General features: G+C 59.8%; 13 protein-coding genes and 1 other RNA gene. 6 read left to right on the forward strand and 8 right to left on the reverse strand.

Going from position 1 to position 14127, the window contains the following annotated elements; translation table 11 throughout:
• Positions 1 to 56: 56 nt before the first annotated feature.
• The 3 genes from recR to K7H22_RS04615 all read right to left on the reverse strand — a co-directional run bounded on the left by recR (position 57) and on the right by K7H22_RS04615 (position 2869).
• Positions 57 to 650: a recombination mediator RecR gene (gene recR / locus K7H22_RS04605; protein ID WP_230799568.1), complete on the reverse strand. Its 594-nt coding sequence runs from the start codon at positions 648 to 650 to the stop codon at positions 57 to 59.
• A 73-nt stretch (positions 651 to 723) separates the two neighbouring features.
• Positions 724 to 1068, reverse strand: coding sequence for a YbaB/EbfC family nucleoid-associated protein (locus K7H22_RS04610; RefSeq protein WP_230799569.1), 345 nt, complete (start codon positions 1066 to 1068; stop codon positions 724 to 726).
• Positions 1069 to 1105: 37 nt separating this feature from the next.
• Positions 1106 to 2869, reverse strand: coding sequence for a DNA polymerase III subunit gamma/tau (locus tag K7H22_RS04615; RefSeq protein ID WP_230799570.1), 1764 nt, complete (start codon positions 2867 to 2869; stop codon positions 1106 to 1108).
• Between the two features lie 144 nt (positions 2870 to 3013).
• Between K7H22_RS04615 and K7H22_RS04620 the strand changes: the two genes are divergently transcribed.
• Positions 3014 to 3856, forward strand: coding sequence for a neutral zinc metallopeptidase (locus tag K7H22_RS04620; protein ID WP_230799571.1), 843 nt, complete (start codon positions 3014 to 3016; stop codon positions 3854 to 3856).
• A 1-nt stretch (position 3857) separates the two neighbouring features.
• On the forward strand, positions 3858 to 4358 hold the full coding sequence (locus tag K7H22_RS04625; RefSeq protein ID WP_230799572.1) for a protein-tyrosine phosphatase family protein: 501 nt from the start codon (positions 3858 to 3860) through the stop codon (positions 4356 to 4358).
• 48 nt (positions 4359 to 4406) lie between these two features.
• On the opposite strand, the gene rsgA is transcribed toward K7H22_RS04625, so the two are convergent.
• From rsgA to K7H22_RS04640, 3 genes are all read right to left on the reverse strand, one after another.
• Positions 4407 to 5504 carry a ribosome small subunit-dependent GTPase A gene (gene rsgA, locus K7H22_RS04630; protein ID WP_230799573.1) on the reverse strand — a complete coding sequence of 366 codons (1098 nt, stop codon included), beginning with the start codon at positions 5502 to 5504 and terminating at the stop codon, positions 4407 to 4409.
• A gap of 96 nt (positions 5505 to 5600) precedes the next feature.
• Positions 5601 to 5699, reverse strand: an RNA gene (gene ffs, locus K7H22_RS04635) — signal recognition particle sRNA small type.
• 71 nt (positions 5700 to 5770) lie between these two features.
• The gene (locus tag K7H22_RS04640) at positions 5771 to 7711 is read right to left on the reverse strand and encodes a bifunctional 2',3'-cyclic-nucleotide 2'-phosphodiesterase/3'-nucleotidase (RefSeq protein ID WP_330165830.1); all 1941 of its coding nucleotides are present in this window, start codon (positions 7709 to 7711) and stop codon (positions 5771 to 5773) included.
• Between the two features lie 212 nt (positions 7712 to 7923).
• On the opposite strand from K7H22_RS04640, the gene nudC reads away from it, so the two are divergent.
• Entirely contained in the window at positions 7924 to 8895 is a 972-nt protein-coding gene (nudC, locus tag K7H22_RS04645; RefSeq protein WP_230799574.1) for an NAD(+) diphosphatase, read from the forward strand.
• A 138-nt stretch (positions 8896 to 9033) separates the two neighbouring features.
• Positions 9034 to 9504 carry an SRPBCC family protein gene (locus K7H22_RS04650; RefSeq protein ID WP_230799575.1) on the forward strand — a complete coding sequence of 157 codons (471 nt, stop codon included), beginning with the start codon at positions 9034 to 9036 and terminating at the stop codon, positions 9502 to 9504.
• Between the two features lie 7 nt (positions 9505 to 9511).
• On the opposite strand, the gene K7H22_RS04655 is transcribed toward K7H22_RS04650, so the two are convergent.
• Together K7H22_RS04655 and K7H22_RS04660 are read right to left on the reverse strand one after the other, a co-directional pair.
• Positions 9512 to 10489, reverse strand: coding sequence for a D-2-hydroxyacid dehydrogenase family protein (locus K7H22_RS04655; RefSeq protein ID WP_230799576.1), 978 nt, complete (start codon positions 10487 to 10489; stop codon positions 9512 to 9514).
• 35 nt (positions 10490 to 10524) lie between these two features.
• Positions 10525 to 11355 carry a prephenate dehydratase gene (locus tag K7H22_RS04660; RefSeq protein ID WP_230799577.1) on the reverse strand — a complete coding sequence of 277 codons (831 nt, stop codon included), beginning with the start codon at positions 11353 to 11355 and terminating at the stop codon, positions 10525 to 10527.
• A gap of 146 nt (positions 11356 to 11501) precedes the next feature.
• Here K7H22_RS04660 and K7H22_RS04665 point away from each other — a divergent pair, with 146 nt between their 5' ends.
• Both K7H22_RS04665 and K7H22_RS04670 read left to right on the forward strand, forming a co-directional pair.
• Complete coding sequence (locus K7H22_RS04665) at positions 11502 to 12008, forward strand: c-type cytochrome (protein WP_230799578.1); 507 nt, start codon at positions 11502 to 11504, stop codon at positions 12006 to 12008.
• Between the two features lie 202 nt (positions 12009 to 12210).
• On the forward strand, positions 12211 to 14124 hold the full coding sequence (locus K7H22_RS04670) for an extracellular solute-binding protein (RefSeq protein ID WP_230799579.1): 1914 nt from the start codon (positions 12211 to 12213) through the stop codon (positions 14122 to 14124).
• Positions 14125 to 14127 lie beyond the last annotated feature (3 nt).

Raw genomic sequence — 14127 nt, forward strand, 5'->3', positions numbered from 1 at the left:
ATAAATATCCTGAAAGCAGCCCGCTTTAACAATCGCAGCGGTAGGTTGTGATGTCATCAGACCTTTCGCCGCGCATTCAGTGCTGCGGTGATCGTGCCGTCATCCAGATAGTCCAACTCTCCCCCGATCGGCACACCCTGCGCCAGCGATGTCAGTGTCACGCGCCCTTCAAGCTGGTCGGCGATGTAGTGGGCCGTGGTCTGCCCGTCGACCGTGGCATTCAGTGCAAGGATGACCTCGGTGACCGCCTCGCTATCGACACGGTCGATCAGACGCGGGATTCGCAACTGTTCTGGGCCGACCTGATCCAGCGCCGAGAGGGTGCCACCCAAGACGTGATAACGCCCCTTGAAAACGCCAGATCGTTCCATCGCCCAAAGGTCGGCCACATCCTCGACTACGCAGATCATCCCGTTCGCGCGTTTCTCTGACGCGCAGATGTCGCAGATATCCGCCGTACCGATATTGCCGCAGTTCAGACATTCCCGCGCCGAGGCCGCCACCCTTTGCATCAGATCGGACAGCGGCGTCATCAGAAGGCTGCGTTTGCGGATCAGGTGCAGCACGGCACGTCGCGCGGACCGCGGGCCAAGCCCCGGCAGCTTGGCCATCATGTCGATCAGGGCGTCGATCTCGCGGGTCGCGCTCATTCGGAAAGGTCCGGTCTAAGTCTGAAAGGTTGCGTAAGTATTAGGTACAAGATGAAACAGGCGCCGTATCCGGTTAGAAGGGAAGCTTCATGTCCTTAGGCAAACCCAGGCCTTCGGTCAGTTTGCCCATCTCTTCCTGTGCCTTTTCCGCGGCGCGCCCCTGCGCGTCCTTGATCGCGGCAAGGATCAGATCCTCGACCACTTCCTTGTCATCGGCTGAAAAGATCGACGGATCGATATCCAGCCCTTTCAACTCTCCCTTGACGGTGCAGGTGGCCTTCACAAGACCGGCCCCGGACTCGCCGGTGACGGTCATCTGCTGCATTTCTTCCTGCAGGTCAGCCATCTTTTGCTGCATGTCCTGCGCGGCCTTCATCATCTTGGCCATGTCGCCAAGCCCGCCTAATCCTTTGAGCATGTCTTACTCTCCTTGTTGATTGTCGCTTGCGGTCCGTTCAGTCATCTTCGAACGGGTCCCATTCATCCTCGACTTCGGGCAGGGCCTGCGCCTCGGCTTCAGCGGCCAGTTTGTCGGGTGTCCGGATTTCGGTAATGCGCGCTTTGGGAAAGGCTGTCAGGACGGCTTGGACCATCGGATGCGCGCTGGCTTGCGCCTTAAGGTCGGCCTCGGCCGCATCGCGTGAAGCCGCGATCGTGGGGGCGCCGCCTGCGTTCACGACCGTGACGGCCCAGCGGTTGCCTGTCCAGAGTTGCAAGCGCTGTCCCAGACGCTGCGCCAGATCGCCTGCCGCATCGGCGGTGGGCACGAATTCGATCCGTCCGGGACGGTAGGCCGCCAGTTGCAGGCCGGTCTCAACCTCGACCAGCAGTTTTACATCGCGGTTGGTGCGGATCAGGTCGACGACATGTTCAAAGGTCGGAAATCGCGCCAGCGCCTGCTCGGCGTCCAGTGCCAGTGCCTGAACCGCGCCACCATGGCCTGTATCGCCGCCTGAGCGCGCGGCGCCATAGGCGCCGGTTTCAGCACCTGCGGAGTTGCCGCCGGCCATGCCGCCCCCTGACGGGCCGCCCGGAGGCGTTGGAGAGGGCATCGGCAAGTCCGGCAGTTTGCGGACCAGTTCTTCCGGTGTAGGCAGGTCGGCCACATGGGTCAGGCGGATCACGGCCATTTCGGCGGCCATCATCGCGTTGGGGGCCTGCGCCACCTCGTCCAGCGCCTTGAGCAGCATCTGCCACATACGAGCCAGCGCGCGCAGCGGCAGGCCTTCGGCCATTGTCTGGCCGCGCGCCCTTTCATCTGGACCAACGGTTGGGTCCTCGGCCGCATCAGGCGTGATTTTGACCACAGAGATCCAATGCGTCACTTCGGCCAGATCGCGCAGCACGGCCATCGGATCGGCCCCGTCTGCATATTGCGCGCCCAGTTCAGCCAGCGCACCACCCGCATCGCCGCGCATGATCATGTCGAACAGGTCCAAAACGCGGCCCCGGTCGGCTAGCCCCAGCATCGCACGCACCTGATCTGCGGTGGTTTCGCCTGCGCCATGCGATATCGCCTGATCCAGCAACGACGTCGCATCGCGGGCCGAGCCTTCGGCGGCGCGCGTGATTAGGGCGAGCGCGTCATCGGTGATTTGCGCTGTCTCTGCGCCCGCGATCTTGCGGAGAAGGGCGATCATCACTTCCGGTTCGATCCGGCGCAGATCGAACCGCTGGCACCGCGACAGGACAGTGACCGGCACTTTGCGGATTTCGGTAGTGGCAAAGATGAACTTCACATGCTCGGGCGGCTCTTCCAACGTCTTGAGCAACGCGTTGAACGCGCTGGTCGAAAGCATATGCACCTCGTCGATGATGTAGATCTTGTAGCGGGCGGAGGCGGCACGGTAATGCACGCTTTCGATGATCTCGCGGATGTCTCCCACGCCTGTGCGCGAGGCAGCGTCCATTTCCATCACATCGACATGGCGGCCTTCCATGATCGCGGTGCAATGTTCGCATTGTCCGCAAGGATCGGTGGTTGGCCCGCCGGTGCCATCCAGTCCAATGCAGTTCATGCCCTTGGCGATGATCCGTGCGGTGGTTGTCTTGCCGGTGCCACGGATGCCCGTCATAATGAAGGCCTGCGCGATGCGGTCTGCTGCAAAAGCATTGCGAAGGGTGCGGACCATCGCATCCTGACCGACCAGATCGGCAAAGGTTTCGGGCCGGTATTTGCGGGCCAGAACGCGGTAGCCGGTAACTGGGGTCTGGGTCATGCTGCCTCAAAGTCAGGGATCAGACACCAACCTAGGCAATCGGACCTTCCACGTCCAGACGCGACCCCGTGATTTGCAGGCTTTTCGCAGGCTGTCTTTGGTGTAGTCTGGTCCAGTCAGGCTGGGTTCCGGGGGGGATCGACCATGAAACTCAAAGGGGTGCGGGGCAGCCGCAATATCGAGGACCGGCGCGGTCAGGGCCGCAGTGCCAGTGGCAAGGCCGGGTTAAGCGGCATTGGTCTGCTGTTGGTGCTGGCGATCGGGTACTTTGCGGGGATCGATGTAACCCCGCTCTTGCAGGGTCAGGATCGGCGCGGCCAGATTGCTCAGCGCGCGCCGACCGAGGCCGAGAATCACGCGGCGGATTTTACGGCGCGCGTATTGGCCACCACAGAACAGGTCTGGGGGCATGTCATGCCGGAGCAGGCAGGTCGCGCCTACCGCCCGCCGGTGCTGGTGCTGTATTCGGGCGTCACGCAAAGCCCCTGTGGTGGTGCATCCGGTGCGACAGGGCCTTTTTACTGTCCGGCGGATCGCAAGGCCTATCTGGATACCGAATTTTTTGCGACCCTGTCACGTGAGTTGGGGGCTAAGGGGGATTTTGCTGCGGCCTATGTGATCGCGCATGAGGTGGCCCATCACATCCAGAACGAGCTTGGTGTTCTGGGGCAGGTCCACCGTGCCCGTCAGGCGGCTAGCACGGCCGAGGGGAACGCCCTGACAGTGCGGTTGGAATTGCAGGCCGATTGTCTGTCAGGGGTCTGGGCCAGTGCCGTGGGCGGATTGCTGGAGCCGGGGGATCTGGAGGAAGCGCTGAACGCGGCGCGGATGATCGGCGATGACCGCCTGCAAGCCCGTGCGGGCAGGGTGCCGCAGCCCCACACCTTCACGCATGGCACCAGCGCGCAGCGGGCAAGATGGTTCGGCATCGGCTATGACAGCGGCGAGATCGCGCGCTGTGATACATTCGGGGCAAGGACGCTCTGACATGTCCGATCTTGTCATTCATGCCTTGCCCGTGGCGGGTGGCATACTGGCCATTGCCCCGATGCCCGGTCGGCAGGGTGACTATGCCGGTGATCTGGAACATCTGCGCGAATGGCAGCCCGCGCTTGTGATCAGTCTGACAACGCGATCCGAGATGGTCGAAAGCGGCTCGGACACTCTGGGTCAGGACATGCAGGAGCGTGGCGCGCGATGGGTGCATTTGCCGATTACGGATTTCGGTGTGCCGGATGCCAATGTGACCGCAGGTTGGGCATCGGTCAGCAAGCACGCACTGTTTGCCTTGTCAGGTGGCGGTCGGATTCTGGTTCATTGCAAAGGAGGCTGTGGCCGGTCCGGTATGATCGCGCTGCGCCTGATGATCGAGGCAGGTGAGAAACCCGCCGAGGCACTGGAGAGGTTGCGCCACGTGCGACCCTGCGCGATTGAAACCCAGGCGCAGATGGACTGGGCCTTATCGCGCAAGCGCAAGGCACGCAACTGACGTCATTTGGTAGATCGAACCAGCCTGACAGCATAACCTGAAGCTGCGTCAGGTCTTTCGGGGCGGCTTGTTGCCTTTGGCGTTCCGGTTGGCCGTCTGTTCGGCTGCATGGGCGCGGCTGAGCGCGCGGGCGCGGCGGCGGCTGACCGTCATCGAGGTCGTATTAAGACTGTCTTCGGATTTCAGTTTGCGCCAGCGCTCAAGCCGTGCCGCGTCAAGCTGGCCTGCTGCAATTGCTGCCTGCACCGCGCAACCCGGCTCTGCGCGATGGCTGCAATCGCGGAATTTGCACTGGCTGGTCAGGGCGGTGATATCGTCGAATAACTCGTCAATGCCTCCCGCCACGTCATGCAGACCCAATTCACGCATGCCCGGCATGTCGATCACAAGCCCGCCGTTCTGCATCAGGTGCAAGGATCGTGCTGTGGTTGTGTGGCGTCCCTTTGCATCGTCCTGCCGCATATCGGCGGTGGCTTGCCCGCTACCGGTCAGCGCGTTGATCAGCGTGGATTTTCCCACACCGGACGATCCTACGAAGGCTACGGTTTTTCCCGTCCCGCACCAGTCCGACAGCTTGGCCACCTGCAGGGGGTCTTTGGCATTGAGGGCAATCACGCCTGCTAGTTTGTCGGAAAGGGCACGGGCTTGCGCGACATAATCCTGCACATCATCGGTCTGGTCGGTTTTCGTCAGAATGATCACGGGGGCCACACCCGCATCCAGTGCCAGAACCAAATAGCGCTCCAGCCGGGCTGGATTGAAATCGGCATTGCACGAAGTCGTAATAAAAAGCGTATCCACATTGGCGGCAAGCAGTTGAGGCTTCGCCTCGACACCGGCAGCGCGACGGCTCAGCAGGGACTGACGCTCCAGCACTTTGGCGATGCGGCCGGTATCGGGATCGACGAGAACCCAATCGCCAACGGCCAGACCGCCTGCGCGCAGTTCCGGTGGAAACCCCAGCGGCCGCTCACCTGCCGCGTCAAGACCGGTCGCAATGGCACGCTGCACAGAAACGACCCGCATCGGGATAAGGCCCTCGGCATCCTCACCGGCGCATGCGACGGCGACAGCATCGGACCAGCCCAGATCGGTCAGCGTCACAGCATCGTTGACGGTCTCGTTCCGGGGGGTGTCTGCTGGCATCAGAGGCTTTCTTGGCGGATGTGGATAAGCCTAAATGCTTGGCCTGTTTCGCCATCCCGCGCAAGGGGCGAGACCTGTTCTTCCTGCAGTTGGGTAGGGTGAGAGGCTGGACAACGACCCAAGCGGGGCTCGTTACGGCTGCTTCCTTCCGGACCTGACCGGGTTGGCGAGGTGCCTGCCCGCGCCAACCTCTCGCCCTCCATATAGGACCGGGGTGCGGGATTCGCAAGATCACCTTTGCACCCGACGCCTTCAGCCAGGTGTCTTCAGAAATACAGCCGGAAACGCATGAACCCATTGGGGCCGGGGCCTGCGCTTTCAATTCGCACACCGGTCAGATCATGCAGGGCTTCGGCAGCGGCCGGCGCGCTGTCAAACAGGGCCGTTGTGCCGGGGGCGGATACGAAACGCCAGACAGGGGTTGTGCTTGGGGTGATCACCGAATGTCGGGAAATATGGTCGGCCAAGACAGCGCGAATAGTTTCGGACCCTCGGCCTTGCGGTCTATCCAGACGGATTTCGGTCATCGCCACCGCGGACGCAAACCCACCGCCATTCGCGCGGTAGTTGTTGGTGGCAACCACATAGGTCTGGTCGGGCTGAACAGGCCGGTTGTCGTATGTGATATCGCGGACCCGTCGCGAATTAGGGTGCTGTAGCCGTCCGTCAGGCGCGAAGCGGGGCGGCACAAACGGGTCGATCGTGTAACGCAGCCCGCAGATCACATCGAAGTTGTGGCAGGGAAAGCTTGCATCGCGCAGCATCTGGTCGGGCTTTCCCTTGCGGATAAGGCAGAACTGTCCGGCGGCATGTTCAAGCCAGTCCATCAAGGCCGTTCCCGTCACGGTAACAGCACTCAACCGGTTCGGGAAAAGATAGAGATCGGCAAGATTGCGAATACAAAGCGGTCCAGCGGGGACGTCTGTGAAATGCGTGGGCCCGGCCAAACCGCCAGCCTTGAACGGTGCGACGGCGGACAATAACGGCAGATCCGCGTAGGTGGTGCCTTCAAGAATCTTGGCAACGCGGACGCGTTGCGCCTCGGCCACCAGTTGCAGCGAGGGATCATCGGCCACAAGAGCAAAGAACGAGTGGAGAGGTTTGCTGCTATGTCCCACAAGGCGGCGCATATGGGTGAGCGTCCTGTGATGCGCGTCCAGCGTCAATGCAGCGACAGTCCCATCGTCGGCCACCAAAGCCCGGCCTTGCCCTGCATCAGCCTGCGGGTCACAAATCGGACGCAGGTTGCTGCGATGGCTGATGATCTGCCAACCGTTATGGTCTTTGGCCAGTTTCAGGTCGATCACCCCAAGATGTGAGCCCCAGAACCCTGCCATTACAGCGGGTTTTCCATGCAATGTGCCTGCCTTGGTGTCGACGCCTGCGATCCCTTCGAAATCCGGTCCGGGGAACATCTGGTGCTGGTGGCCGCAAAGGACCGCATCAACATCGCAAAGGGCTGCAAGTTGCAGCGCTGCGTTTTCTGTCCGCCTCATGCCCGTGTCAGGCGCGATACCCGAATGGCTGAGAAGGATCACGATATCCGCACCGGCTGCGCGCAGGGCGGGCAAATGGCCGCGCGCAGCCTTGAGCATGTCGCGCGTGTGCAGATGTCCTTCAAGGTGCGCCCGCTCCCAAATCTCTGTCTGCGGCGGCAGCACTCCGATGATTCCTATCTTGAGGTCCTGCCAATTGCCGCACTGGTCACGCAGCCTGCGCGCCAGAATGGTCCAAGGCGGCAAAAGGGTTGCATCGTTGGTGGCTGTGTCGCCCAGTTTGCGGGCTACATTGGCACAGACCACAGGAAATTCGGCCTGTTGCAGGGTATCGACCAGAAATGGCAGACCGTAGTTGAAATCGTGATTGCCCAGCGTTCCTGCGTCGTAACCAAGGCTGTTCATGGCCGCGATCATCGGGTGAGTGTCGTTTGTACCCGCCTTTCTGCTCATTGCATGAACATCGCCCAGAATGGTGCCTTGCAGGAAGTCTCCGGTATCCAGCAGGATCGTATTGGCCTGTTCCGCGCGGGCGGATCTGATCAGGCTGGCCAGCCGCACAAGACCGGTCCGGTCGGACGGGCGGTCCGCCAGATAGTCATAGGCCATGATATGAGCATGAAGATCTGTTGTCTGCATCACGCGCAGATCAAGCGTGGTTTGCGTTTTGGCGTACCGACGATATAGGCCGGTTGCTTCGGGCAGGGTCACTTTTTACCGATACTACAGTCTGGTATATTCTGGTTTTCACAGGTCTTCAGGAAGGCTTTGCCCGAACATTTTAGCAATAAAAATTTCTACTATAAAGAGAAATAAGACTATTCGCCTTTGGCTGCTTTGCATTCCCTCCGGCGCATGCCAGTGTTTTGCCAAGCTGGTTCGAAACCAATGATGCAAGAATATGAAAAGAGGCGCGGCGCAGGATGAAGATTGCGGAAACAGTGACATTTGGCGGATCGGGACTGGAACGGTTTGCCGAATTGCGCGGCGACCCTGTTGCCCTTGAATTGGCCAAGACCCATCCGCGCAGTAGCGCGATTGTTTTCTGGCGGGGAAAACCCCTGCTAGAGGATACAGCCAAAGGCCGTTTGCTGGCCCGTCTGCCGTTAAACCATCCGCTATTGGCCGAAACCGCACCGGATCATTTCTTTCTTGGCAAAGAAGATGGCGCGGCGGTTTTCGCGCAGGATCTTGCAGGTTGGACACCACCGGATCAGGACACGGCTATTCTGAACAGCTTTCTGGACCGCAGTGAACAACACCACCCTGCGCTTCCTGAAACCTTCCGTTTTGCGGAACTTCGTGCGGTGATGACGCGCCTCAGCCCGCGGGACGCCGAGCTTGCGGCAAGTGCGCGTGCGCTGTTGAATTGGCACGCCACCCATGGGTTTTGCGCGGTGTGCGGCGCGCGCAGCGCATCGGCCAAGGCGGGTTGGCAGCGCGATTGCTCATCCTGCGGGGCGCATCATTTTCCCCGTACCGATGCTGTCGTAATCATGCTGATCACGCATGGAAACTCGGTTTTGATGGGGCGCTCTCCGGGTTGGCCCGAGGGGATGTATTCGCTGCTGGCCGGTTTCATCGAACCCGGCGAGACTATCGAGGCGGCCGTGCGGCGCGAAGTCTGGGAGGAGGCAGGCGTGCGTGTCGGGCAGGTTGATTATCTGGGGAGTCAGCCATGGCCTTTCCCGTCGTCCCTGATGCTGGGATGTCGCGGCGAGGCGACAAGCCGCGAGATCACTATTGATCCACTGGAAATTGAGGATGCGATGTGGGTCACGCGTGACGACATGCTAGAGGCCTTTGCCGGACGCCATCCCAAGCTGTTGCCAGCCCGTAAAGGGGCTATTGCCCATTTCATTCTCAGCAACTGGCTTGCGGACAAGCTCGAATGACGCGACAGTACCTCTTGACGCGGGGCGGATTGGTGATGATCCATGAACGCTGGTTGCTGTGTCCGGATCAGGTTGCAATTTCTGGGAGGGCGCATGTTGTGAATGGTCCCGACACATCTGGTTAAAGAGTAAACACTGATGCATTTTTCGGCAAAAGAGGACATAGAAGCCCCAATCGAGGTGGTTTTCGCACAGGTGACCGATTTCGATGCGCTTGAGCGTGCCGCGCTGCGCCGCGGTGCGGATGTCCAACGCACGGATTCGCTGCGTAAAGCCGCTGTTGGCATGGGATGGTCCGCATCATTCACGGCGCGGGGACGCAAGCGCCAGCTTGAGATCCGGCTGACGGAATTCGATCCACCGCATGCGATGCTGTTCCATTCGGTTGCACAAGGCCTGGAATCGGAACTGAAAATAGAACTGGTGGCACTGTCGCGCGGCCGGACCCGTCTAAGCATCAAACTTGATCTGAAACCCCGCACAATTTCGGCAAGGCTTCTGGTGCAGTCTCTCAAGCTGGCGCGCACGAACCTGAACAAGAAATTCCATTTGCGGATGGCGGATTACGCACGCGAACTGGAAGAGCGCGCCAAACGGTCGAACGCGTAGCCCTTGATCAGCTTGCGGGCTGCGCCTCAGGATTGACCAGATGGATCGGTGCGCCTTTCGCATAGGCGTTGATCTGGTCGTAGATATCCCCGAACTGCATATCCAACTCGTCTTCCGTCACATAGCCGATATGCGGCGTGCAGATCACATGCGGATGCGCCATCAAAGGGTCGGTCGTATCGGTCAAAGGCTCGGTGTCAAAAACATCAAGCGCGGCCATGCCGGGGCGTCCGGCATTCAAGCCCGCCAGCAAAGCACCTTGTTCTATCAAGCCAGAGCGCGATGTATTCACCAATACCGAGCCTGTTCGCATCACGCCAAGATCTGCAGCAGTGATGATGCCACGTGTCTGCGGTGTCAGTTTCACATGCAGGCTGATGACGTCACATCCCGCAAAAAACGCCTCGCGCGTTTCGGGTACATGCAGACCGTCGAACTTTGCCCGCTGCCGCGCGTCTTCGGACCCCCAGATGCTGACCTGCATGCCGAACGCCGCTGCGTAGCCTGCGACCACTCCCGAAATCCGACCGTAGCCGTACAAGCCTATCGGCCGACCGCGCAAGGTGCGCCCGACGCCCATCTGCCAATCGCCTGCGCGCAATGACGCCATCTGCTGCGGTATCTGTCGCATCGCGGACAGGATCATCCCCCATGTCAGTTCGGCTGCCGCATAAGACGGCATTCCTGCGCTCATGTTCGAGGCCAGCAATACGCCCTGTGCAGTACACGCGGCCACATCCACATGCGGATAAGGCCCGCGCTGAGATATCAGGCGCAGTCGCGGCAAACGCGCCAGCAATGCCGCCGTGACTGGCGTCCGTTCACGAAACAGCACCACGGCTTCGGCTTCAGACAGTCTTTCGGCCAGCAGGTCGACATCCTCGACATGGTCGCTCCAAACGGTGACATCATGCCCCTCGATCTTTGCAAAAGACGACAACCCCTCCAGCGTGTGGAACCAGTCGTCAAGTATATGCACTTTCATCGAATTCCTTTCCGGCGCCTGAAACCGCCTTGGACCTAGAAGCGTTTGGGATCGGCCGGATAGACGCCCAATATGCTGAGGACATTTGTGAAATAGCGCAATTCCTCAAGCGCGAGGCGCACATTCTCGTCGTCGGGATGGCCCTCGATATCGGCATAGAACTGCGTTGCGGTAAATGACCCGCCGACCATGTAGCTTTCCAGCTTGGTCATGTTCACCCCGTTTGTAGCAAAACCGCCCATCGCCTTATAAAGTGCTGCGGGAATGTTGCGGACCTGAAACACGAAAGTCGTCATCATGTGATCCGACCTGCGGGACAGATCGGCCTGCGGTGCCATGAGCAAAAAGCGGGTTGTGTTGTGCCCGTGATCCTCGATATCGCGGGCCAGAACTTCGAGCCCGTGAATATTGGCTGCAAGCTCACTGGCCAGAACGCCCTCATGCGCGGCCCCGCCCCGTGCCAGTTCGGCAGCAGCCCCCGCACTGTCTGCGGCGGCTTCGGCGGTGATGCCGTGCTTTTCGAGAAAGGCCCGCGCCTGCGGGATTAGCACCAGATGCGCGCGTACCTTTCTGATATCGGACAGGTTGATGCCGGGACGTGCCATCAGGCAGATGCGGACCCTCACAAAAACTTCGTCAACGATGTGCAAACCCGATTCCGGCAAGAGCCGGTGAATGTCGGCGACACGGCCATAGGTCGAATTTTCGACCGGCAGCATCGCCATCACGGCACGTCCGGATTTGACCGCGTCGATTACGTCTTCAAAGGTGCGGCAGGGCAGGGCTTCCATGTCGGGACGCGCTGCAACGCAGGCTTCGTGCGAATAGGCCCCAAGATCACCTTGAAAGGCAATACGATTAGTCATGCAGTCATTTCCTGTCGAATTCGGGTCACTTTTCATCGCATCGGGCGTTTGGTCGCGGTAAGTATACCTTGCCAGACAGAAGGGGAAGCAATAGATAACCGCCGGACAGCGACCAAATGTAATTCGATTGAACGGACGGGCGACACATGCTTGACACGATGACCTTCACAAAGACCTTGGGTGCATTCTGCGGAGCCCTGCTGATTTTCCTTCTGGCCAAATGGGGCGCGGAAGAACTTTATCATATGGGCGGTCATGGCGATGTTCAGCAAGCCTATGTGATCGACACAGGCGCGGAAGAAGAGGTTGAGGTTGCGGAAGAAGTCAGCTTGGACGAGCTTCTGGCGTCGGCCGATCTGGGACGCGGTGCGCGCCAGTTCAACAAATGCGCCGCCTGCCACAAAGTGGAAGACGGTGCCAATGGAACAGGCCCGCACCTTTATGGTGTTGTCGGTCGTGACAAAGCCTCGGTTGACGGTTTCGGATATTCCGGTGCCTTGGACGCTGCAGAAGCATGGACACCTGAAAACCTGTTCGCTTTCCTCGAGAATCCCCGCGGCTATGCCCCCGGCACCTCGATGGCATTCGCAGGTCTGCGCGACGCGCAGGATCGTGCCGACCTGATCGCCTATCTTGACAGCGTCGACAACTGATAGGGCCATCACCGGCTATGAAATACCCACAAAGGCCGTCGTTGCGCTGCACCGGCGGCCTTTTTGCTGTGTAAATGGCCCGATACAAGGCGATCACGGAAAGATCACCTAATCTCAACTTGAACATGGCCCTGCGCGCCCTTTAGCTTAAATGTCATATAAGGTCGGAAAAGCCCGACCACACCAACAGGAGGATGAGCACTTGAACCGGCCCCGCAACAGCGCCGCCGCGCGCACCGCCCAACCCCTTTTGACCGTGTTCGGGTCAACCCTTGTGATGCTTGGTCTTGCCGCGATGATGTGGTTGGCCGCTTTGGCTCCGGTCAGATCCCAAGAGCCGACGACCCGTGCTCATGGTATTTCGACATTTGGTGATCTCAAATATCCAGAAGGCTTCGCGCATTTCGACTATGTGAATCCCGAGGCCCCCAAGGGCGGGACCTTCTCGACATGGGGTTTCGGGACTTTCGACAGTCTGACGCCTTTCATCCTCAAGGGAAACGCGGCCTCTCTCTCGACGTTGTTTTTCGACACGCTGATGACGGGATCGCTGGACGAGCCTGACGCGATGTACGGCTTGATCGCACACACGATCGAATATCCCGCAAGCAGGGAATGGGCGACCTTCTACATGCGCCCCGAGGCGCAGTTTTCCGATGGGACCCCTGTGACTGCGGATGACGTGGTGTTCAGCTTCGAAGTCCTTCGCGACAAAGGCAGACCGTCCTACCAAGTGCTGTTCAAGGATTTCAAATCGGTCGAGGCGATCGACGAGCACACTGTCAAATTCACCTTCAACCCCGATGGGGCCTTGCGGGAACTGGCGATGAGCGCGGCAGGCTTGCCGATCTTTTCGCGTGCCTATTACGAGAGCCGCGATTTCGCTGAATCGTCGCTGGAACCGCCGCTGGGATCAGGGCCATATCTGCTGAACCGCGTCGAACCGGGCCGGTCCGTCAGCTACAAGCGGCGCGACGACTACTGGGCGCGGGATCTGAATGTGACTGTCGGCCAGAACAACTTCGATATCCTGCAGGTGGAATATTTCGCCGATTACACCTCGGCATTCGAGGCGTTCAAGGGCGGGGCCTATATGTATCGCGAGGAATTCCTGTCGCTGCTTTGGGCCACAGGCTATGATTTTCCGGCGGTGCAAAGCGGCGCGGTGAAGGTGGAAACCTTGCCCGACGGTCGCCCTGCTGGAACGCAAGGGTTCTGGTTCAACCTGCGCCGCCCGATTTTCGAAGATGCGCGGGTGCGCGAGGCCATCGGTATGGCTTTCAACTTCGAATGGGCCAATGAAAGCCTGTTCTACGGTATTTATAGCCGCACCGACAGTTTTTGGGAAAACTCGACCATGCAGGCAGAAGGCATGCCCTCCGATGCGGAACTGGCCCTGCTGGAACCGCTGCGTGCAGATATCCCCGAAACCGTGTTTACAGAACCCGCCTTCAGTCCCGCGGAATCGAACACGTCCAATGTCGCTGATCGCGGTGCGTTGCGTCAGGCCGGTCGGATGCTGGAGGAGGCAGGCTGGACCGTTGGTGCAGACGGCATCCGTGTGAATGAACAGGGGCAGCGTCTGCGCATCGAGGTCTTGAACGACAGTGCCAGTTTCGAGCGGATCATCAATCCTTATGTTGAAAACCTGCGTCGGCTTGGTGTTGACGCTGTCTATACCCGCGTGGATGCAGCCCAGTCGCAAGAGCGCGAAAAGAAGTTCGATTACGATATCGTCACACGCCGCTATGCGATGTCCCAGACACCGGGTATCGAATTGCGCGGTATCTTCGGTGGCGAGGCGGCCAATGTGGAAGGGTCGAACAACATTGCGGGAGTGAACAATCCGGCTGTGGATTCGCTGATCAAGACGATCGAGAATGCCACCAGCCGCGAAGATCTTGAAACAGCGGTCTCGGCCTTGGACCGTGTGCTGCGGGCGATGCATATCTGGGTGCCGCAATGGTACAAGGGCGAGCATAACATCGCCTATTTCGACATGTATGAGCGCCCCTATACCGACACGCCGCCGCCCAATGGCATGGGCGAGTTGTCGATCTGGTGGTTCAATCCAGAAAAGGCGCAGGCGCTGCGCGCCTCTGGCGCGATCCGCTAGGGG

It is taken from the genome of Seohaeicola saemankumensis, assembly GCF_021021435.1.
GTDB lineage: Bacteria > Pseudomonadota > Alphaproteobacteria > Rhodobacterales > Rhodobacteraceae > Seohaeicola.

What these genes read in the sequence shown, in the direction of transcription:
- nudC (WP_230799574.1), top strand. Translation starts at nt 7,924, where the DNA reads ATGAAGATTGCGGAAACAGTGACATTTGGCGGATCGGGACTGGAACGG.
- recR (WP_230799568.1), bottom strand. Translation starts at nt 650, where the DNA reads ATGAGCGCGACCCGCGAGATCGACGCCCTGATCGACATGATGGCCAAG.
- K7H22_RS04615 (WP_230799570.1), bottom strand. Translation starts at nt 2,869, where the DNA reads ATGACCCAGACCCCAGTTACCGGCTACCGCGTTCTGGCCCGCAAATAC.
- rsgA (WP_230799573.1), bottom strand. Translation starts at nt 5,504, where the DNA reads ATGCCAGCAGACACCCCCCGGAACGAGACCGTCAACGATGCTGTGACG.
- K7H22_RS04665 (WP_230799578.1), top strand. Translation starts at nt 11,502, where the DNA reads ATGCTTGACACGATGACCTTCACAAAGACCTTGGGTGCATTCTGCGGA.
- K7H22_RS04650 (WP_230799575.1), top strand. Translation starts at nt 9,034, where the DNA reads ATGCATTTTTCGGCAAAAGAGGACATAGAAGCCCCAATCGAGGTGGTT.
- K7H22_RS04625 (WP_230799572.1), top strand. Translation starts at nt 3,858, where the DNA reads ATGTCCGATCTTGTCATTCATGCCTTGCCCGTGGCGGGTGGCATACTG.
- K7H22_RS04655 (WP_230799576.1), bottom strand. Translation starts at nt 10,489, where the DNA reads ATGAAAGTGCATATACTTGACGACTGGTTCCACACGCTGGAGGGGTTG.
- K7H22_RS04620 (WP_230799571.1), top strand. Translation starts at nt 3,014, where the DNA reads ATGAAACTCAAAGGGGTGCGGGGCAGCCGCAATATCGAGGACCGGCGC.
- K7H22_RS04660 (WP_230799577.1), bottom strand. Translation starts at nt 11,355, where the DNA reads ATGACTAATCGTATTGCCTTTCAAGGTGATCTTGGGGCCTATTCGCAC.
- K7H22_RS04610 (WP_230799569.1), bottom strand. Translation starts at nt 1,068, where the DNA reads ATGCTCAAAGGATTAGGCGGGCTTGGCGACATGGCCAAGATGATGAAG.